The 18,889-nt window shown below is 60.4% G+C and carries 19 protein-coding genes and 1 pseudogene; 14 read left to right on the forward strand and 6 right to left on the reverse strand.

The genetic code is table 11. The features are described from left to right. Positions 1-46 precede the first annotated feature (46 nt). Together zwf and RAE19_RS05700 are read left to right on the forward strand one after the other, a co-directional pair. Entirely contained in the window at positions 47-1,513 is a 1,467-nt protein-coding gene (gene zwf / locus RAE19_RS05695) for a glucose-6-phosphate dehydrogenase (protein WP_313874004.1), read from the forward strand. A 6-nt stretch (positions 1,514-1,519) separates the two neighbouring features. Continuing rightward, positions 1,520-2,368, forward strand: a complete 849-nt coding sequence (locus RAE19_RS05700) for a MurR/RpiR family transcriptional regulator (RefSeq protein WP_313874005.1) — start codon at positions 1,520-1,522, stop codon at positions 2,366-2,368. Between the two features lie 150 nt (positions 2,369-2,518). Here RAE19_RS05700 and RAE19_RS05705 read toward each other — a convergent pair whose 3' ends face one another. Further along, entirely contained in the window at positions 2,519-3,514 is a 996-nt protein-coding gene (locus RAE19_RS05705) for a porin (protein WP_313874006.1), read from the reverse strand. Positions 3,515-3,665: 151 nt separating this feature from the next. After that, the gene (locus tag RAE19_RS05710) at positions 3,666-4,640 is read right to left on the reverse strand and encodes a porin (protein ID WP_313874007.1); all 975 of its coding nucleotides are present in this window, start codon (positions 4,638-4,640) and stop codon (positions 3,666-3,668) included. 253 nt (positions 4,641-4,893) lie between these two features. On the opposite strand from RAE19_RS05710, the gene coq7 reads away from it, so the two are divergent. Next, positions 4,894-5,511: a 2-polyprenyl-3-methyl-6-methoxy-1,4-benzoquinone monooxygenase gene (gene coq7, locus RAE19_RS05715; RefSeq protein WP_313874008.1), complete on the forward strand. Its 618-nt coding sequence runs from the start codon at positions 4,894-4,896 to the stop codon at positions 5,509-5,511. 9 nt (positions 5,512-5,520) lie between these two features. Here the strand turns inward: coq7 and RAE19_RS05720 are convergent. The 3 genes and pseudogenes from RAE19_RS05720 to RAE19_RS05730 all read right to left on the reverse strand — a co-directional run. After that, positions 5,521-5,982, reverse strand: a pseudogene (locus RAE19_RS05720) (pectate lyase); the annotation flags it as partial. A 47-nt stretch (positions 5,983-6,029) separates the two neighbouring features. Beyond that, positions 6,030-7,082: a pectate lyase gene (locus tag RAE19_RS05725; protein ID WP_313874009.1), complete on the reverse strand. Its 1,053-nt coding sequence runs from the start codon at positions 7,080-7,082 to the stop codon at positions 6,030-6,032. A gap of 75 nt (positions 7,083-7,157) precedes the next feature. Beyond that, complete coding sequence (locus RAE19_RS05730) at positions 7,158-7,607, reverse strand: OsmC family protein (protein WP_313874010.1); 450 nt, start codon at positions 7,605-7,607, stop codon at positions 7,158-7,160. A 115-nt stretch (positions 7,608-7,722) separates the two neighbouring features. Here RAE19_RS05730 and ilvA point away from each other — a divergent pair, with 115 nt between their 5' ends. Further along, positions 7,723-9,357: a threonine ammonia-lyase, biosynthetic gene (gene ilvA, locus RAE19_RS05735; protein WP_313874011.1), complete on the forward strand. Its 1,635-nt coding sequence runs from the start codon at positions 7,723-7,725 to the stop codon at positions 9,355-9,357. Between the two features lie 27 nt (positions 9,358-9,384). Here the strand turns inward: ilvA and RAE19_RS05740 are convergent, their stop codons facing one another. Continuing rightward, positions 9,385-9,852, reverse strand: a complete 468-nt coding sequence (locus tag RAE19_RS05740; protein ID WP_313874012.1) for a type II secretion system protein N — start codon at positions 9,850-9,852, stop codon at positions 9,385-9,387. Positions 9,853-9,918: 66 nt separating this feature from the next. On the opposite strand from RAE19_RS05740, the gene gspG reads away from it, so the two are divergent. The 10 genes from gspG to RAE19_RS05790 all read left to right on the forward strand — a co-directional run bounded on the left by gspG (position 9,919) and on the right by RAE19_RS05790 (position 18,881). After that, on the forward strand, positions 9,919-10,350 hold the full coding sequence (gene gspG, locus RAE19_RS05745; protein ID WP_313874013.1) for a type II secretion system major pseudopilin GspG: 432 nt from the start codon (positions 9,919-9,921) through the stop codon (positions 10,348-10,350). Next, complete coding sequence (locus RAE19_RS05750; RefSeq protein WP_313874014.1) at positions 10,331-10,822, forward strand: pilus assembly FimT family protein; 492 nt, start codon at positions 10,331-10,333, stop codon at positions 10,820-10,822. Before gspG ends, RAE19_RS05750 begins: the two co-directional genes overlap by 20 nt. Next, positions 10,819-11,193: a type II secretion system minor pseudopilin GspI gene (gspI, locus tag RAE19_RS05755; protein WP_313874015.1), complete on the forward strand. Its 375-nt coding sequence runs from the start codon at positions 10,819-10,821 to the stop codon at positions 11,191-11,193. Before RAE19_RS05750 ends, gspI begins: the two co-directional genes overlap by 4 nt. Further along, on the forward strand, positions 11,193-11,885 hold the full coding sequence (locus RAE19_RS05760; RefSeq protein ID WP_313874016.1) for a PulJ/GspJ family protein: 693 nt from the start codon (positions 11,193-11,195) through the stop codon (positions 11,883-11,885). Before gspI ends, RAE19_RS05760 begins: the two co-directional genes overlap by 1 nt. Further along, positions 11,882-12,850 (forward strand): type II secretion system minor pseudopilin GspK, encoded by a 969-nt coding sequence (gspK, locus tag RAE19_RS05765; protein WP_313874017.1) that lies wholly within the window; start codon positions 11,882-11,884, stop codon positions 12,848-12,850. The genes RAE19_RS05760 and gspK overlap by 4 nt, the downstream gene beginning before the upstream one ends. Further along, entirely contained in the window at positions 12,834-14,060 is a 1,227-nt protein-coding gene (gene gspL, locus RAE19_RS05770; protein WP_313874018.1) for a type II secretion system protein GspL, read from the forward strand. The genes gspK and gspL overlap by 17 nt, the downstream gene beginning before the upstream one ends. After that, positions 14,057-14,530: a type II secretion system protein GspM gene (gene gspM, locus RAE19_RS05775; RefSeq protein WP_313874019.1), complete on the forward strand. Its 474-nt coding sequence runs from the start codon at positions 14,057-14,059 to the stop codon at positions 14,528-14,530. The genes gspL and gspM overlap by 4 nt, the downstream gene beginning before the upstream one ends. 4 nt (positions 14,531-14,534) lie before the next feature. Then, positions 14,535-15,374, forward strand: a complete 840-nt coding sequence (gspN, locus tag RAE19_RS05780) for a type II secretion system protein N (RefSeq protein ID WP_313874020.1) — start codon at positions 14,535-14,537, stop codon at positions 15,372-15,374. Between the two features lie 78 nt (positions 15,375-15,452). Beyond that, the gene (gene gspD / locus RAE19_RS05785; RefSeq protein WP_430962517.1) at positions 15,453-17,483 is read left to right on the forward strand and encodes a type II secretion system secretin GspD; all 2,031 of its coding nucleotides are present in this window, start codon (positions 15,453-15,455) and stop codon (positions 17,481-17,483) included. Between the two features lie 9 nt (positions 17,484-17,492). After that, entirely contained in the window at positions 17,493-18,881 is a 1,389-nt protein-coding gene (locus RAE19_RS05790; RefSeq protein WP_313874021.1) for a GspE/PulE family protein, read from the forward strand. The last annotated feature ends 8 nt before the right edge of the window (positions 18,882-18,889 follow it).

Below are 18,889 nucleotides of genomic sequence, written 5' to 3' on the forward strand. Positions count from 1 at the left end.
TTACAACGTCAGCTTTTATGTAACTACTAAACGTACCACTTGTCTTATGAGCTTTGATTTAGTCATGTTCGGCGGCACCGGCGATTTGGCCTGGCGCAAACTCATGCCCGCATTGTTTCAGGCGTTCCGCCACGGCACCTTGCCGGAGGGTGGACGCATTATCGGTGTTGGCCGTGATGACCTGAGCCATGACCAATACCGGGCGCTCATTCAATCGCGCTTCGAAAAGGTAGAACTGGCCAAGCGCCCGAGCGCCGAGGAATTTGCGCGGTTTGCTGCAATCCTCGAATTCGTTCGCATGGACCTGTCCAAATCCGAAGACTATGCGCGCCTTGCCGAAACCCTGAACAACCGCAACGCCGACAGCGTGGTGATGTATGTCGCCACCGCCCCCAGCTTGTTCACCAATGTGTGTGAACAGTTGGCCGCCAGCGGATTGAACACACCCAAAACCCGCGTGGTGCTGGAGAAGCCGCTGGGGCATGACCTGGCATCCAACCGCGCGATCAACGCCACGGTGCGCCGCTTCTTTGCCGAAGAACAGGTCTACCGCATCGACCACTACTTGGGCAAGCCCTCGGTGCAAAACCTATTTGCGATGCGCTTTGGCAATGCACTGTTCGAGCCACTTTGGCGCCGCGAGCATATTGCCAACATCCAGATCACCATCGCCGAAGATTTGGGCGTCGAGAGCCGTGGCGCGTTTTACGAGACCACAGGCGCACTGCGCGACATGGTGCAAAACCACGCGCTGCAACTGCTGTGTGCCATTGCCATGGAGCCGCCCATCAACGCGGGCGCCGACGCCATTCGCGACGAGAAACTTAAGGTCTTGCGCTCCCTCAAGCCCTGGACTGCTGAAACCCTCAAACAAGACGTAGTGCGCGGGCAGTACTCCGCTGGCACTAGCGGCGGCGTGAAGGTGCCGGGCTACCGCGAAGAGACCGGCGTAAGCCCACAAAGCAACACCGAAACGTTTGTAGCCCTGCGCACCGAAATCGCCAATTGGCGTTGGGCGGGTGTGCCCTTCTACATCCGTACCGGCAAGCGCTTGTCGGGGCGCGACGCCCGCATTGTGATCAACTTCCGTCCCACTCCGCACGCCATCTTCAACTCCAACGAGGGCGTGGGCAACCGCTTGGTGATCAACCTGCAACCCAAAGACGGTTTGGAATTGCACTTGCTGGCCCAGGGTCAGGAAAATCGGCAATCACGTAGCAGTGCGTCACAAACACTGGCACCGGTGCAGCTTGACTTGGATTTCGACAAGCGCTTTGGCTCGGAGCGCGTGGGGGCCTACGAACGCCTGCTGCTTGACGTGATCGACGGTCGCCTGAACCTCTTTGTGCGCAGCGATGAGCAAGAAGAGGCTTGGCGCTGGGTTGAGCCCATGCTGGAGCACTGGACCGCAGACACCACAGGCCCACGTTTGTATGCGGCCGGCACTTGGGGGCCCAGTGCATCCAGCGCCATGATTGCTCGTGACGGCTTCTGCTGGAGCGAAGAAAGCTAAAAGACTATGTTGGACCGCATCAAAGCCTCACTGCCCTCGTTGGCACCTGCCGAACAGCGGGTGGGCAAGCTCTGCCTCGCTGACCCCCGCGCTTTTGCCAAGCTGCCTGTCAGCGAACTGGCGGACCGTGCCCACGTCAGCAAACCCACGGTAGTGCGTTTTTGCCGCAGTGTGGGCTACGACGGGCTGTCCGACTTCAAACTCAAGCTCGCAGGCACCGTGAACGAGGGCGTGCCCTTCATTCACCGCAGCGTGGATGCCGACGACAAGACCAGCGACGTCATGGTGAAGGTCATTGACAACACCGTGGCCGCCTTTTTGCGCTACCGCAACGACGCTTCGACCATGGCGATCGAAAAAGCCGTGTTAGCGCTGGTCGACGCCTATAACGCCGGCCGGCAGATTCAGTTCTTCGGGGTCGGTAATTCGGGGATCGTCGCCCAGGATGCCCAACACAAGTTCTTTCGTTTGGGCATCAATACCACCGCCTACAGCGATGGACACATGCAAGTCATGAGCGCGTCGATCTTGGGCGCCGGTGATTGTGTGGTGGTCATCAGCAACTCGGGCCGAACCCGTGACCTGATGGATGCCTGCGACATTGCCCGCAAGAACGGAGCCACTACGATCGTCATCACCGCCAGCGGTTCTCCATTAGCGAGTGCCGGCCACATCCACCTGAGTGCAGACCACCCCGAAGGCTTCGATCGCTACAGCCCCATGGTCTCGCGGCTTTTACACCTGATGATTATTGATATCTTGGCCACTTGCGTCGCCCTGCGCATCGGCGGTGGAAAGCTCCAACCTTTGCTCAGCGAGATGAAGCACAACTTGCGGAACAAGCGCTACGCTTGAACACCGGCCGACTAGGCAACGAGCTCGACTATTTCATCCAGCGAAGATCATAAAAAAAGGGGGATGTGCTTCGCACATCCCCCTTTTTTAGGTGCCCAAGAAGCCGTCAGGGCCGTAACCCTGACTGACTTATAAGACGACAGCGTCTGGTTAGAACGCCTTCATCAAACGGATACGGTACTCGTTACCGTTAACAGCGGTGTTGTTGTAGGTGCCGTAGCTTGCGTTCAATGTTGTCAACTTGCTCAGCTTGTAGTCAACGCCAACTGCAGTAGCAGTCAAAGCGTCAACAGAAGCGTTGAAGTATGTTGCGTCAGCAGTCACTGCGGAACGGTTGGAGTGGATCAAACCAACGGTAGCGGCAGAGCTCACAGGAGCAGCCAAGCTTACGGTGAACTTGTTAGGCGCGTTGTGGTTAGATGTTTCCACACCAGCACCAACCTTGACAGCACCAAAGTCGTAGCTACCAGTCAGACGTGTTGTTGTCAGACCGTCGTGGAATTTAGCTGCAGTAAATGCTGCGCCAGTGACAGCTACTTGAGCTTGACGAACTTCCAAACCGAGGGCCAAGGGGCCTGCAGCGTAGTCAGCGGCCAATGTGTAGAAGGTGGCATTGTTAGATGCAGCTGCACCGGATCCAGCACCAGCACCAACTTCGTTGTAGCTGGCAGACACAGTCACAGGACCGAGAGGCACAGCAACACCAGCGGTGTCAACGTTCACGCAGCTGTCGTCCAAGCTGAACTTGCCAGCGGCCAAAGGAGTGGAAGTGCCATCATGGCCGGTGGCCAAGGACACGGGAGCGCCAGCGACGTTGTCAATACGGCTGCACTTTTCAATGCTGCCAAATGTGTAAGCAGCAGCGCGTGTGCTCAGAACCAAGGATGCGTCACGTGCTGTGATGCCAGTGTCGCGGCCGCGGGAAACAAAAGCAGAGCTCGCAGTGATTTTGGAACCGCCACCCAGATCTTCGGTAGCTGCGAAGTTCAGATCACCGTCGGTCATTTGCATGCCGTGGTTAGCAGCGCCGCCTGCAGCGGTTGCGTTCTTTTGGTAGCTGAAACCCAGTTTACCAGTCAAAGAAACTTGAGCAGAGACTGCACCGGATGCAGCCAAAACGGCGATAGCGATCAGAGTTTTATTCATATCAAACCTTTAAAAGTGAATAGTTAATTAAAGCCTAATTTGCTTGCTTTGTATAACAAAGTTAAACCAATTAGCTCAAAAACAACATAGTCCAGAACAAATGTTCTGGACCATTTTTTAATCTAAAAAGCGAGATAACTCGCCAAAAAGATTAGAAGGACTTCATCAAACGAATGCGGAATTCGTTGTCTTGGTTAGTGCTAGAGCTGTAAGTGCTGTAGCTTGCGTTCACGTTCGCTGTTTTGCTCAACATGTAGGTTGCGCCAACAGCAGTACCGGACATACTGTCACGCACAGCCAGAGCCGCACCGCCAGTTGTTGTGAATGCTGTAGTCTTCTGTGCTTCCTTCATGCTGTGCACCAGACCAACAGAGAAAGAACCAGACAAAGGAACGTTCAAGCTGAAGTTTGCTTCAGTGGGCTTGTCATGGTTGTGAACTTGCACGCCAGCGCCGATCACAGCAACGCCCAAGTCGTACGAACCAAACACGCGGGTACGTGTCAAGCCGTCCAACTGCGTACCAGCAATAGAAGCCGCGGCGTAAGATGTGAAGTCGATAGCAGCCTTCAAAGGACCAGCAGCATAAGCCGCACGGACTGCGTTAGCTTGGACGTTGCCCGCGCCACCACCAGCTGTACCAATGGAGTCAGAGTACGCCACAGACAACAGCACAGGGCCAACTGGCAGAGCATAAGAAACGAAATCAACGTTTGCAGGGGCTTGGATCAAACCAGAACCGTCAGACTTGCCGTTATCGTGGCCAGTTGCCAAAGACACAGGAGCGCCGGCTGTATTCAAAATAGTGTTGGGAGATTCAATGGAGCCCATGGAGATGGCACCCACAGAAGTCACCAATGTCAAAGATGCGTCACGTGCATCGATGCCTGTGTCGCGACCGCGAGATTTGAACGCAGAAGCTGCAGTAATTTTGCTACCGCCACCCAGATCTTCGACAGCTGTGAAGTTCAGATCACCATCAGCCATTTGCATGCCGTGGTTAGCCGCACCACCGCCAACAACCGCATTTTTTTGGTAGCTGAAACCCAGCTTACCGGACACGGTAACTTGAGCAAAAGAAGCGCCGGAAGCGGCCAGTACGGCCAAAGCGATCAAAGTCTTTTTCATTCGAAATACTCCAAGGTTAAACATAGAGCTCCGGACCGATTGTTCGGAGCTCCGGGCCAACCTCCTTGTTCAGGAAGTTGAAGCTATTGCACCAGACCGATTCGGCTTTGGCAAAGAAAAGCGATAAAAAGGACGGATTCCACCGAATCACCGTTGTGGGCTCGCAACAAGGGCTTTTACCCTTGTCAAGGGCTTTTTTCTATATTCCCGATAGACTGGAACCTCGCTTTGACGCGAAAACTCGAGCATTTGTATGGATTCCCTTTTAAACGCCGCCGATACCGCCCTGCGCACTCTGTTCGCTACCCCACACGCGTCCCAAGCGTCTCCTGCCGCGCCTGACCCTAAAGCAGAGTTGAGCGATGCCGACAGAAAGAAGTCTGCGGGTCTGATGCGGGTGAATCATGTGGGGGAAGTCTGCGCGCAGGCTCTTTACACCGCACAAGCGCTGACAACCCCTAACAAAGGCTTGCGTGAGCATTTCACCAAGGCCTGCATTGAAGAGACTGATCATTTAGCGTGGACCGCGCAGCGCTTGGATGCCTTGGGTTCACGTCCGTCCTTGTTAAATCCCCTCTGGTACGCAGGCGCCTTCGGTTTGGGGCTTCTGGCGGGGCGTATGGGCGACAAATGGAGTCTGGGCTTTGTCGTTGAAACGGAGCGACAAGTCGGCGCCCACCTTGAGGGCCATCTGTCGACGCTACCGGAGGGCGACCATGAATCCAGAGCCATCGTGGCGCAAATGCAGCGGGATGAGTTGCGCCATGCGGATGACGCAACCGCTGCCGGGGCTGCGGAGCTGCCCCGCCCAGTGAAAGAACTCATGCGCGCCGCCGCCAAAGTCATGACCACGGTGGCAGAACGCATTTGATCAGTGGCTCTAGCGGGCAGCCACCTTGTTACGGGCCAACCATGCCGGGTACTCTTTGGTGAGTAGTTCGGTTGCAGCGCTGGTGCACCAGTTGTACTTCACCCGACGCTCGTAACTCACATCGGCATACGCCGCTTTCTTGACACCGTCTCGAGATGTGAACAGTGAACGCCCTGAATCGGGGTCATAAAACCGCGCCCAGAGGGGCGGTGCGCTAGCGTCTGCCACCACTCGGCGGTCAAAACCGAACTCCAGCGTCTTGTCATTCACCTGGACTAGCTTAATGCCTGAGACTTTGGCCGCATCAAACCATGCCATGCCACTTTGGATAGCGTCCACCGCCTCAGAAGACGGCTGCGGCAATGACATCAAAAAGCGAAACACATTGACGCTCTCATCCCCACTGATAGAGGGCAACTCAAAGGCGCGCGCCATGGCGGGCTTCAGGGACACCTCGTCGTACTGGGCAGCCCACCCCGTTTTTTGCCATCAATCCGGATTTGGCTGGCCAGAATCAACTATAGACCTTTGTTATAGGCCTCACGGGCTTTCGCTACGCGTGCGGCATCCACAAACGCCATCTCCGACTTTCTCTCGGCCACATCCCGCAAAATTTCCAACACGTTGGCGATCGCGTCATCATTGAACGTGATGCGCGCCTTGTAGCCTTGTGGTTGTGGCCAGAATTGTTGCCAGCCGCCACTCGGGTGCTGCGCCACTAATAGATAGTCCAAGCCCCGTAAAAATGACTCTTTGTGGCTGGACTTGCCGACGGCCGCATGCACTTTAGCCAAAGCAACCAGCTGTTTGGTCGTGGAATCGTTGTCGATCGTGGATTTGCTGCGAAACCCGGTCAGAGCCTCTTTGTTCAATGGCGTCAAAAGACTGACCGTCTTTTCCAGCTTGGGCCACCCACCATCCGGATTTTGGTAGCCCACAATGACATCGGCCATGCGGACGCCATCTTCAGATCTGTAGAACCCCGCCTTTTGGGACAGCAGGGTCTCTTCCGTCACCGGACCACCCCGCGCAAAGTCAGCCAGTTTGACGCCCGCGGGCAGGACAAAGGCACCGGTAAGCCGCTGGCGGGTTTTGTCCCACTTCACGAAGGCGCCCATGGCTTCCCACACGGAGCTCACGGGCACCCAGGCACTTCCATTGCGCTCTTCCACTGCAGCCTCGAGGACTACAGGCGCCCCATTGACGGTGGCATTACGTTGCCCGACGGACGCCAGCAAAGTCTTGTCTCCAAGGGTCAGCTGGACCCGCCCCTCAGTCACCGAGTAGCGGTATTGCCCACCCAGATACGGGACGATGTCGCCCAAGGGCGCCATCACCAGCGTGCCATTGCGCAACTCCGGCCGGGTATACAAGCCCTCTTCCAGCTCTTGATAAGCGCCATCCACAGAAAAGTTAGGTTCGCCCATGATCAGGGCGACTGTCTTAAGTAGCTGCGGGGACCGCGCCGGAACAGCAGATGCCCCTGTGGGCATGACCGAGCTGCATGCCGTCAGGCTCGCTACGCCGATGAGCGCAGACGCTGTAGAAACTACGCAAAAACTTCCGGACATATCTCGGATCTCGCGACAAGTCGTCAGACGACTATTGAGAAAATCCGATTACCTAGCGCTTTTACGCAAAAGTCATCAGGCCTCTATAAGGTCAAACCCTGTAGTGATCTCTGCTGTTTTGGCCAGCATGATGCTGGCTGAGCAGTACTTGTCGTGGCTCATGGCAATGGCGCGCTCCACCGCGCTGGCAGGGATTCCCTTGCCGGTCACGGTGAATTGCATGTGGATTTTGGTGAACACCTTAGGGTCTGTTTCGGCGCGCTCGGCGGTCAGCTTCACGGTGCAGCCCTGCACATCGTGGCGGCCGCGCTTAAGAATGAGCACCACGTCATAGGCGGTGCAACCACCGGTACCTGCCAGCACGGTTTCCAAGGGGCGTGGCGCCAAGTTCTGGCCGCCGTTTTCGGGCTTGGCCGCATCGGGGGCACCATCCATCATCAATGTGTGACCGCTACCGGTCTCGGCCACAAAGCCCATGCCTGAGCGGGTATTGAGGCCGCCGGTCCAACTTACGGTGCATTCCATGGTGTGTTTCCTGTCTAAGCCCCGCGCGGAGCTGTTCTCTACATCGTTACAATGCCATGAATCGCTCCGCGCGGAGCGCCATGACTGCCTATCTCACCCACCGGAGTGTAGCCCTGTGAGCACCAAGACCCCGTCCTCAGCCCTGAAAACCCCTGCCCTGCTCACCCCAGCCGACTACCTGAAGAAGATACTCACTGCCCGTGTGTACGACGTGGCGGTAGAGACGGCACTGGAGCCTGCCCGCGCGCTAAGCCGACGGCTGCACAACACGGTGCTATTCAAGCGCGAAGACCAGCAGCCCGTGCGCAGCTTCAAGCTGCGTGGCGCCTACAACAAGATGGCCCAAATGCCTGCCGAGCAGATTGCAAAGGGGGTGATTTGCGCCTCCGCCGGTAACCACGCTCAGGGCGTGGCCTTGTCGGCCAGCCGCATGGGTGTGCGCGCGATCATCGTGATGCCGACCACCACGCCCCAGCTCAAGGTTGATGCCGTGCGCGGCTTCGGCGGTGAAGTGGTGCTGTTTGGCGAAAGCTATTCCGATGCCTACGACCATGCACGGGCCCTGCAAAAGAAAGAGGGGCTGACCTTTGTGCACCCCTTTGACGACCCGGATGTGATTGCCGGCCAGGGCACGGTGGCCATGGAAATCATGCGCCAAGTCCAGACCCTGGGTGCCGACAAAGCCGCCAAGTCGGGCCACAAAACCGGCAGCAAAACCGGCCCGGGTATTGATGCGGTGTTTGTCGCCATCGGCGGCGGCGGCCTGATCTCGGGGGTGGCGAACTACATCAAGGCGGTGGCACCCGGCGTCAAAGTTATCGGGGTGCAGATGAACGACTCCAACGCCATGATCCAGTCGGTGGATGCGCACGAGCGCGTGACGCTCCCCGACGTGGGCCTGTTCTCCGATGGCACCGCGGTAAAGCTGGTCGGCGAAGAAACCTTCCGCATCGCCCACGACTTGGTGGATGGCTATGTGACCGTGGACACCGACGCCGTGTGCGCTGCCATCAAAGACATCTTTGTGGACACCCGCAGCATCGTCGAGCCGGCAGGCGCACTGGCAGTCGCGGCTATCAAACAATATGTAGCCACCCACAAAACCAAGGGTGAGACATATGCCGCCATCTTGTGCGGCGCCAACATGAATTTCGACCGCCTGCGCTTTGTGGCCGAGCGGGCCGAAGTGGGTGAAGAGCGGGAAGCCCTGTTCGCCGTCACTATCCCTGAAGAGCGCGGCAGCTTCAAGCGCTTTTGCGAGCTGATTGGCGAGCTACCCGGCGGCACACGCAATGTGACCGAATTCAACTACCGCATCAGCGACGCGGCCAAGGCCCATGTGTTTGTGGGCCTCACTACCCAGAGCAAGGGCGAATCCACCAAGGTGGCCAAGAACTTTGAGAAAAACGGATTCAAGACCCTGGACTTGACGCACGACGAACTGGCCAAAGAGCACATCCGTCACATGGTGGGCGGCATCTCTAGTTTGGCGCAAGACGAGCGCTTGCTGCGTTTTGTATTCCCCGAGCGGCCGGGCGCGCTGATGAAGTTCCTGAGCCTGATGCGCCCGGGCTGGAACATCAGCCTCTTTCACTACCGCAACCAAGGCGCCGACTACGGCCGTATCCTGGTTGGGCTACAGGTGCCAAAGGCCGACGACAAGGCGTTTGAAAAATTCTTACAAACCCTGAACTACCCGTACGTGGAAGAAACCCACAACCCGGTGTACCGGATGTTTCTTCAAAAATGATAGCTACCCGCACATACGGGATGCGGGCTAGGGCGCTTTTTTGGCAGTAGCGGGCAGCGCCAGCGGGGGCAAGCTCAACTCCAGCTCAGCCCCTTGACGCCCGATCGTCACTGTGCGGCCGGACACACGGGTCAGTTGCCAGCCGCTGGCCAATTCAGCCCCGAGTGCAAATGGCTTGGCAGGTTTGTTGTCAATCGCGATCAAGGCCGCGCCCGCACGATCGCCACCCAGCACCCCTTGCAGCACAAACCGCGATGCCTCTGCCGCAGGGGCCGCCACCACTGCAGGCTGGGCCGCACCCTCGGGTGCAGCGCCCAAACCACGCGCAACAGCACTCACGTCCAAAGCCTGCTCTGCGGGCTCCGCTACCCCGGCCATTGCCTGTTGTGCGGGCAAGCGCCAATGCAAGCCCCAATAGACAGCGCTCAATGCTGCCAAAGTGGACAACAACAAAGCCGCCATACGAGGAGGCCACACAGAAGCGGGATAAGGCATAGGCGCATTATGATTGACCGAGACGCCTACCGACACCCCCTCCACCTTGCTGACCAGAAGTTCCTTATGAGCCTACACATCCGTTTGTACCGCGCAGCACAACGCGGCTTTACCTTGATCGAGCTGATGGTCGTGCTGGTCATCATTGGCGTGCTTGCAGCCTTGATTGTTCCGAACGTGCTGGACCGCGCCGATGACGCCCGGGTCACCGCCGCCAAAACCGACATTGCCAACCTCACCCAGGCGCTCAAGCTCTACAAACTCGACAACCAGCGCTTTCCTTCTGCCGAGCAGGGCCTGCAGGCACTGGTTACTAAGCCCACTGTCGGTGTCATTCCGGCCAACTGGCGCCCGTACATTGACAAACTGCCGATGGATCCCTGGAACCGGGCCTACCTCTATATCAACCCCGGCCTGAAGGGCGAGGTCGATGTGATGTCCTTCGGCGCGGATGGCCAAGCCGGCGGCGATGGCAAAGATGCCGACATCAACAACTAGTCTCGCATCCAGTCCTGCAAGACCACGCACCCGGTCGCGTGGCTTTACGTTGTTGGAGTTGATGATTGTGGTGGCCATCACCGGAATGGCCTCCGCTGCAGTCGCATTCGCCCTGCGGGACAGCACCCAGACCCAGCTCGACCGTGAGGCTCAGCGCCTGGTCGCACTTCTCGAAGCGGCACGGGCCGAATCCCGCGCCACCGGAGTCAGCTTGCAGTGGCGGGCCACGCCCGGCGGTTTCGAGTTCACCGATGGCATCAAACCCCGGCCCCAGCGCTGGGACCCCACCACCCTGCAGGCCCGCAGTGAAACACCGGTTGTCCTGGGCCCCGAGCCTGTCATAGGCCCGCAAACCATTCGCCTGAGCAACAGCGACGCTGCAGGGCCCAGCCGGTGGGTGACCACCGATGGCCTTCGGGCCTTTGAGGTGCGCAACGCGGCGCCCGCAGGACCAACGGGGGCCGCACCATGATGTGGCACCGCCGGCGGCATGGCACACAAGGTTTTACCCTGATAGAGGTGTTGGTTGCGCTGGCCATTGTGGCTGTCACGCTCATCGCAGGGCTGCGCGCCAGCGCCACCATGACCCGGAGTACCGAGCGCCAGAGCAGCCGGGTGCTGGCCCAGCTCTGTGCTGAAAATGCGCTGGTGCAATACCGCCTGAGCGGTCAGCTCCCGGATGTGAGCGACAGCACCCAAGAGTGCGCGCAAGCGGGCCAATCTTTCGAATTGCGGCTCCTGGTGCAGTCCACACCCAACCCGAACTTTCGCCGGGTCGAAGCGCGGGTAGCCAAAGACGGCGCCCCCCTGCTCCAGCTCAGCACCGTGTTGGGGCGCTACTGATGCAACACCAATACCGCAGCACCGGAAGCGCTGGCTTCACCCTGATCGAACTCCTGGTAGCGCTCGCCGTCATGGCGCTCATGACCACCATGGGGTGGCAAGCCCTCGCGGGCATGCAAAGTGCCATGGAGGGCAACCGCAGCCACAACGATGCGGTACTCACCACCGAGGCGGGCCTGAACCAGTGGACCGCCGATCTCGACGCCATGCAAGAGATCCCCCAAACCCGCAGCCTTGACTGGGACGGCCGGGCCCTGCGCCTGACCCGCCGCAGCGCCCAACAAGGCGATGGCGCTTATGTGGTGGCCTGGACACGGGCAGAACGCGCAGAGCGGGCCGTTTGGCTGCGTTGGCAGTCAGGCCCTGTCAGCACCCGCGAAAGCTGGCAGGCTGCCTGGGGCGCAGCGGCTGCATGGGCCCAAGGCGCACAAGCGAGCACCGTCAATGCACTTGCGGGCAACGCCAGCAGCATCCGCCCGGCAGAGGTCAGCATCACCGCCCTGTCTGCATGGCAACTGTTTTACTACCGCGGAGGCGCCTGGAGCAACCCCCTCTCCAGCGCCGGTGCACAGAACGCTGCAGCCCTGCCCGACGGGATACGCCTTGTCTTGACGCTGGACGCTCCCCACCCCTTGGCCGGCACGATCGTGCGGGATTGGGCCCGCCCAACCCTTTTAGGAGCCACTCCGTGAAAGTCCAGCGCGGCGCGGCCATCCTGACGGCCTTGTTACTCATGGCGCTGGTTGCCACGCTCAGCACCGCAGCGCTCTGGCAACAAGCGCGCGCCTATGACCTCGAAGCGGCAGAGCGGGCCCGTGTGCAAGCAAATTGGGTGCTGCAGGGCACCACCGATTGGGCGCGCCTGATTCTGCGGGAAGACGCCCGCTCCGGCACGGTTGACCATCTGGGCGAACCCTGGGCCATCACCCTGCAAGAGGCCCGGCTCAACACGTTCTTGGCCAACGGTTCCGCTAACGCAGAAGACTTACCCACCGACGTTCTGCAAAACGCCTACCTCTCCGGCAATATCAACGACTTGCAGGCACGCCTGAACGTCACCAACCTGATGCTGGACCAGCAGGTCCACGAGCCGACACGCAACGCGTTTATCCGGCTGTTTGACCTGCTCAAGCTCCCGCCGGCCGAATTGCAGCTGTTGATCAACAATTTGCAAGCCGGCCTGGAGCCCCCAAAAGCCGGCCAGGAAAGGGCCTCGAGCCCCGGCAACACCCCCTTGCTGCCGCGCAACCTCGACCAACTGGCATGGCTGGGCGTCTCGCAGCGCAGTCTGGCCCAATTGCGGCCTTATGTCGTGGTCCTCCCGGACCGCAGCACGGTCAATATCAACACGGCGACGGCGCTGGTGCTCCAAGCCATCATTCCCGGAATGGACGGGGCCAGCGCCCAACGCTTCATCGACAGCCGGGCAAAAAGCCCGCTGCGGAGCATGGGCGATGCGCCTGCCGCATCGGGCTTGCCGCAATCGGCCTTCCAAGACAACTTGGTCAGTGTGAATTCACGATTCTTTGAGGTCCGCGCCCGCCTGCGGATCGGCACGCTCACGACCCAGGAGCGCACCGCCGTGCTGCGCGAAGGTTTGCAGGTGAAATCTCTTTGGAAAGAACGCGAGGCACCGCAAGATGCCTCCGTACAATGAAGCCGATATGCGTCAGCACCTCGTCATGCCTCCCCCACCTCATGCAACGCAGGCTGCATGGGACTGGGTCCGCAGCGACAGCCCGCACAGCAACCAGCGTTTGCCTACCGTGCCCGCTGTCGGCTCTGGTGCTGACACCACGGTTTTGGTCGTGCCCGCAGCGGCCCTGTCCTGGCACCGCATCACGCTGCCGCCGGGGCTGCTAGGCCGCGAGGGTCAGGCCCGCCAACCGGCCAAACTCAAATCGGTACTCGAAGGCCTGCTGGAAGACCAGCTCTTGGATGATCCGGCGCAGTTGCATTTTGCGCTGCAGGCCACCAGTGCCGAGACCGGCCCCTGGTGGGTGGCGGTATGCCAGCGTCACTGGCTCAACGAACAAATTCAACAGCTGCGCCAAGCCGGGCACACCTTGCACAGCATCGTCCCCGAGTGGGGGCCGGGCTCCTCCGATACCCCGCCGGCACTCTGGCTCACAGGAGAAGTCGAGACGGCAGAGTGGACATGGGCCGATAGCGCAGGCGTACACCGCCGCAGCGCAGCACAAGCCCCGGCCGCATTTCTCGCGCCTGCCCAGCTAGCCAGCGCGGCTTTGTTTGCCGAGCCGGCGTGCGCTGAACTTGCAGAATCACAAACCCACCGGGAGGTCACGGTGCAACACCGTGCAGACCGCTTGCGCGCCGCCGCCAACGGCCCCTGGAGTCTTGCGCAAGGCGAATTTGCCAACCGCCATGCCTTGTTGCAGCGAGTGGCTGAAACGGCAGCCGCGCTGTGGCAAGCACCGGCCTGGCGGCCAGCCCGTTGGGCTCTGGGTGTACTCGCTGCGGTGCAGCTGGTAGGCCTGAACCTACAGGCGTGGCAAGCCCGCCAAGCGCTGACCGAGCAGCGCAGTGCGATCCAGAGTGTGCTGATCAGTACCTTTCCGGCCACTACGGTAGTTGTCGATGCACCTTTACAAATGCAGCGCGCGGTAGAAGCACTGGGCCAGGCCGGCGGGCAGACACGGGCGCGCGACATGGAGCGACTTTTAGAGGCTTTTGGCACGATAGCCCAAGCAGATGCTTCGCCATCTGCTATCGAATACGTAGCAGGCGAGTTACGGATAACGCCTCCTGCCGGAAATACCGAGCCTCCGGCATCGTTGCGTGACGGCCTGCAAAACAAAGGCTTGCGCCTTCGGACTGAGGGCACCACCTGGGTGCTGAGCCCATGAACACCCAAACCCTGCGCACCTGGTGGAACCAGCGTCCCCCCCGCGAGCAAACAATGCTCTCGGCAGCCGTGGTTTTGATACTGGCCGCCCTGACGTGGACCATCGCCATTGCCCCGGCGTGGCGCACTGTCAAGGCCTACCCAGCACAACGGGCTACGCTGGATGCCCAACTCCAACAAATGCAAACGCTGCAGGCGCAAGCCACCGCGCTGCAAAGTCGCCCGGCCCTGGCGCCTCAAGCGGCTCAAGCCGGGCTACAAGCCGCAGTGACAGGCCTAGGGCCCCGCGCCAGCCTGCTGATACTCAACCAACAAGCCACCGTCACCTTCAAAGGCGTGGAGGCGGAAACCCTGGCCCGCTGGCTGGCAGTGGTGCGGGTGGAGGCCCGCATGCTGCCGACCCAGGCGCAATGGCGTCGTGACGGTCGCTTGTGGAGTGGCACGGTGACCTTCACCCTGCCGGGCGGCTGATGTGATGGCTGCCCGACCCGACATCCTGCGACGCTCCCAAGGGCAGCTGGACACAGGCGCCAAGCGCGGCCCGTGGAGCTGGGCCGTGATAGGGGTTTTGCTGGGCGTGTTGGCAGGTGCCTTGGCATTTGCGCCGGCGCGCTGGCTGGCTGCCGGCTTGGTCTGGACAGACGCACCCCTGCGCTTGCACAACCCGACCGGCACCGTATGGAATGGCAGTGCCCAAGTGCTCCTGCGCAGTGGTGCCGAGGGCAGCAAGGCTTTGCCCGGTGACCTGCGCTGGACCCTGCGCCCTGCCTGGAACGACGGCGGCCCGGGTGTACGCGCCGAGTGGCGGGCAGACTGTTGCCTCAGCGCGCCCTGGATTTGGCATGTGAATGGCAGCCTCCAGTCTGTGCAGCTGCGCGCGGATGATTTGCTACCGGCACAAGGCTTGCGCATCCCTGCAGGTCTGCTGACGGGGCTCGGCACCCCTTGGAACACGCTGCAACCCCAAGGGCAATTGACGTTGGCAACCAATGGCCTAACGGTCCGGTTGAACGCCAGAGGCACCCAACTCGGCGGCGAGCTCGCGCTGGACGCCCTGAACATGAGCACCAGCCTGTCGACCTTGCGCCCGGTGGGCAGCTACCGGGTAACTTTGCGTGGCGGCGAGCAAACCGCCATGACACTCTCGACCCTCGAGGGAGCACTGCAGCTCAGCGGGACCGGAAAAATAGGGCCCCAAGGGCTGGTATTTACCGGAGAAGCCCGCGCCGCGGAGGGCCGTGAGGACACACTCTCCAATTTGCTGAATATCATTGGACAGCGCCAAGGCGCGCGGTCTCTGATTCAACTGGGTTAAGGAATGTCCACTCCTCTTTATCGACGCTTGTGCAGCACACACATTGCTATTCAATTAATAGCAACCGGGACAATCGGCATGGGCGCTATGGCCCCATTTGGCTCTCAGGCTTGGGCACAGACCAGCAATGCCGCGCCCACCGTCAAGCGGGGCGAGCCGATCACGCTGAACTTCAGCAACGCAGAAATTGAGGCGGTCGCCCGCACCATGGCCATCATGACCGGGCGCAACGTGGTGGTGGACCCGCGAGTCAAAGGCACGATGACCTTGGTCTCTGACAGCCCCATGTCGCCCGCCCGCGCCTACAACCACTTTCTGGCGGTGCTTCGAAGCATGGGCTATGCAGTGGTGCAGTCAGATGGCTTGGACAAAGTGGTCCCCGAGGCCGATGCCAAGCTGATCGGCGGCGGCGTTTCCGTTAACGAGAACGGCGCCCCCAACACGCCGGGCAACCAGTTGGTGACCCAGATCATCAAACTCCAGTTTGAAAACGCCAACAACCTGGTGGCAGTGCTGCGCCCGCTGATTAATCCCAACAACCCGATCAACGTGAACCCGGCGACGAATTCGCTGGTCATCACTGACTACGCCGACAACCTGCGCCGCCTGGCGCGGATTGTGGCGGCACTGGATGTGCCGAACGCCACCGACGTAGAAATCATCCCGCTGAAGAATGCCAGCGCCACCGACCTCGCTCCGCTGGTGCTGCGGCTGATGGAAAGCACCGCAGCCAGCCCGGCAGGGGGAACTGAGGCGGGCTTCAAGACCACGGTGGTGGCCGAACCGCGCAGCAACGCGCTGATTGTGCGGGCCGCCAACCAGGCACGCCTGGCACTGGCGATCAACCTGATCGACAAGCTCGATCAACCGGTGGCCAGCGTCAATGGTGCTGCAGGCAACATTTACGTGGTGTACCTGAAAAATGCCAATGCCACGCAGCTAGCAACCACCCTGCGCGCCGCGATGGGCGCTGGCTCGGGCGGCAGTGCGCCGGCGGCCACCGGCGCAGCGCCCACCGCAGGCGCGGGCGCCTCCACTTTGGGCGCAGCGCAAGCGCCCAGCACGGGCGGCCAAATCCAGGCGGACCCGACGACCAACTCGCTCATCATCACCGCCAGCGAGCCGCAGTACCGGCAGTTGCGCGCGGTGATCGACAAGCTGGATGCGCGCCGCGCCCAGGTGTTCGTGGAAAGCCTGATTGCCGAGGTGAGCGCGGACAAGGCCGCAGAGTTCGGCATCCAGTGGCAAGGCGCGCTGGGCAATGCCGGCGATAGTTCTATCGGTCTGCTGGGTACCAATTTCGGGGCTGCAGGTAACAACATCATCAGCTTAGCGACACAAGGGACTTCGGGCACCGTCGCTCCTGGCAAGGGCCTGAACGTGGGCGTAGCCAGTAAAACCAATGGCATCTATGTGCTGGGTTTTCTAGCCCGCTTCCTGGAGGCAACCGGCAGTGGCAATGTGCTTTCCACGCCGAACCTGCTCACCCTGGACAATGAAGAAGCCAAAATCGTGATCGGCCAGAACGTGCCGTTTGTGACCGGGCAGTTCACCAACACCGGCGCCAGCACCGGCAGCGTCAATCCGTTTCAAACCATTGAGCGTAAAGACGTTGGTCTGACCCTGAAGGTCAAGCCGCAGATCAGTGAAAACGGCACCGTCAAGCTGACCATCTTTCAGGAGGTGTCTAGCGTGTTGGCCTCCACCGTCAACGCGGCCAATGGCCCGACCACCAACAAGCGGACGATTGAATCCAATGTCTTGGTCGAAGACGGCGCGGTCGTGGTGCTCGGCGGTTTGCTGCAGGACGAATACGCAGGCAGCCAGGAACGGGTGCCCGGCTTGGCCGATGTGCCCTTCTTTGGCAACCTGTTCAAAAGCGAGGCACGCAGCCGCAAAAAAACCAACCTGATGGTGTTTTTGCGGCCGATGGTGGTGCGCGACGCCACAGCAACACAAGCCCTGTCCAACGAGCGCTACGAGCAAATGCGCGGAACCCAGCAATCCGGCCAGCCGGAGCCTAGCTCCACCCTGCCGATCAATGAAGCGCCGGTGCTCCCGAATCTGCAGCTCAAGCCCGGCAACCTTCTATTGGCCCCAACGCAATAGGGCTTGTACATGCGCTACCCGCTCCCCTATGCCTTTGCGCGCAGCCAGCAGTTGCTGCTGGAGGACGATAACGACCGCCTGTACCTTTGGGTTCACACGGACACAGCTGCCTCTGCCATTTCTGAGGTGATGCGCAAGCACCGCATCGACCACCTACAAACCCAAGACGCGGCGGAATTGGCCCAGCGCATCAGCATGGCGTATGCACAAGGCGAGTCGAGCGCCGCCACGGTAATGAACGAGGTGCAGGGTGAGGCTGATTTGACGCGGATGATGCAAGAGCTGCCCGCAGTCGAGGATCTTTTGGAAACAGCGGACGACGCCCCCATCATCCGCATGCTCAATGCATTGCTCACCCAAGCCGCACGCGATGGGGCCAGTGACATCCATATCGAGCCGTTTGAGCGCAACTCATCAGTCCGCTTCCGGGTCGATGGGTCCCTGCGCGAGGTGGTGCAAGCTCACCGCGCCTTGCATGCGGCGCTGATTTCGCGGCTCAAGATCATGGCCGATCTGGACATCTCTGAAAAGCGCTTGCCGCAAGACGGGCGCATTTCGCTGCGCATCGGCACCCGCGCCGTCGATGTGCGGGTCAGCACCTTGCCCAGCGCCCACGGCGAACGGGCTGTACTGCGCTTGCTCGACAAGAGCCAGGACCAGCGCAGCCTGGAGGCGGTGGGCATGCAGGGCGATGTGTTGCGGCGCTTTGAAGGCCTGATTGCCCAGCCCCACGGCATCATTCTGGTGACAGGCCCCACCGGTTCGGGCAAATCGACCACCTTGTACGCCTCGCTCGGGCGGCTGGATGCTGCCCGCCAAAACATCATGACGGTGGAAGACCCGATCGAGTACGAGCTGCCGGGCGTCGGCCAGACGCAGGTCAACCCCAAGATCGACCTCACGTTTGCCAAGGCCCTGCGGGCGATATTGCGACAAGACCCGGATGTGATCATGATCGGCGAAATCCGGGATTTCGAGACCGCCCAAATCGCTATCCAGGCCTCCCTGACCGGTCACTTGGTGCTGGCCACGCTGCACACCAACGATTCGGCCAGTGCGGTCACCCGCTTGATCGACATGGGAGTGGAGCCCTTTTTGCTCAGCTCTTCGCTGCGCGGCGTACTGGCCCAGCGTTTGGTGCGCAAAACCTGCAAGACCTGCGCGGGCAAAGGCTGCGAAGCCTGCGGCCATACCGGCTACCTCGGGCGCACCGGTGTTTTCGAATTGCTGGTGGCCGATGACACCATTGCCGAGTTGATCCACCACAACGCCTCAGAAGCTGACATCCGCACCTCAGCCACCCGACAAGGCATGGTGCCGCTGCGCGAAGACGGTGAGCGACTGGTCAGCAGTGGCCTGACCAGCCGCGAAGAACTATTGCGCGTAGTCCGGGACTGACAAAAACC

Source organism: Rhodoferax potami (assembly GCF_032193805.1).
GTDB lineage: Bacteria > Pseudomonadota > Gammaproteobacteria > Burkholderiales > Burkholderiaceae_C > Allorhodoferax > Allorhodoferax potami_A.

What these genes read in the sequence shown, in the direction of transcription:
- zwf (WP_313874004.1), top strand. Translation starts at nt 47, where the DNA reads ATGAGCTTTGATTTAGTCATGTTCGGCGGCACCGGCGATTTGGCCTGG.
- RAE19_RS05700 (WP_313874005.1), top strand. Translation starts at nt 1,520, where the DNA reads ATGTTGGACCGCATCAAAGCCTCACTGCCCTCGTTGGCACCTGCCGAA.
- RAE19_RS05705 (WP_313874006.1), bottom strand. Translation starts at nt 3,514, where the DNA reads ATGAATAAAACTCTGATCGCTATCGCCGTTTTGGCTGCATCCGGTGCA.
- RAE19_RS05710 (WP_313874007.1), bottom strand. Translation starts at nt 4,640, where the DNA reads ATGAAAAAGACTTTGATCGCTTTGGCCGTACTGGCCGCTTCCGGCGCT.
- coq7 (WP_313874008.1), top strand. Translation starts at nt 4,894, where the DNA reads ATGGATTCCCTTTTAAACGCCGCCGATACCGCCCTGCGCACTCTGTTC.
- RAE19_RS05725 (WP_313874009.1), bottom strand. Translation starts at nt 7,082, where the DNA reads ATGTCCGGAAGTTTTTGCGTAGTTTCTACAGCGTCTGCGCTCATCGGC.
- RAE19_RS05730 (WP_313874010.1), bottom strand. Translation starts at nt 7,607, where the DNA reads ATGGAATGCACCGTAAGTTGGACCGGCGGCCTCAATACCCGCTCAGGC.
- RAE19_RS05740 (WP_313874012.1), bottom strand. Translation starts at nt 9,852, where the DNA reads ATGCCTTATCCCGCTTCTGTGTGGCCTCCTCGTATGGCGGCTTTGTTG.
- gspG (WP_313874013.1), top strand. Translation starts at nt 9,919, where the DNA reads ATGAGCCTACACATCCGTTTGTACCGCGCAGCACAACGCGGCTTTACC.
- RAE19_RS05750 (WP_313874014.1), top strand. Translation starts at nt 10,331, where the DNA reads ATGCCGACATCAACAACTAGTCTCGCATCCAGTCCTGCAAGACCACGC.
- gspI (WP_313874015.1), top strand. Translation starts at nt 10,819, where the DNA reads ATGATGTGGCACCGCCGGCGGCATGGCACACAAGGTTTTACCCTGATA.
- RAE19_RS05760 (WP_313874016.1), top strand. Translation starts at nt 11,193, where the DNA reads ATGCAACACCAATACCGCAGCACCGGAAGCGCTGGCTTCACCCTGATC.
- gspL (WP_313874018.1), top strand. Translation starts at nt 12,834, where the DNA reads ATGCCTCCGTACAATGAAGCCGATATGCGTCAGCACCTCGTCATGCCT.
- gspM (WP_313874019.1), top strand. Translation starts at nt 14,057, where the DNA reads ATGAACACCCAAACCCTGCGCACCTGGTGGAACCAGCGTCCCCCCCGC.
- gspN (WP_313874020.1), top strand. Translation starts at nt 14,535, where the DNA reads ATGGCTGCCCGACCCGACATCCTGCGACGCTCCCAAGGGCAGCTGGAC.
- gspD (WP_430962517.1), top strand. Translation starts at nt 15,453, where the DNA reads ATGGGCGCTATGGCCCCATTTGGCTCTCAGGCTTGGGCACAGACCAGC.
- RAE19_RS05790 (WP_313874021.1), top strand. Translation starts at nt 17,493, where the DNA reads ATGCGCTACCCGCTCCCCTATGCCTTTGCGCGCAGCCAGCAGTTGCTG.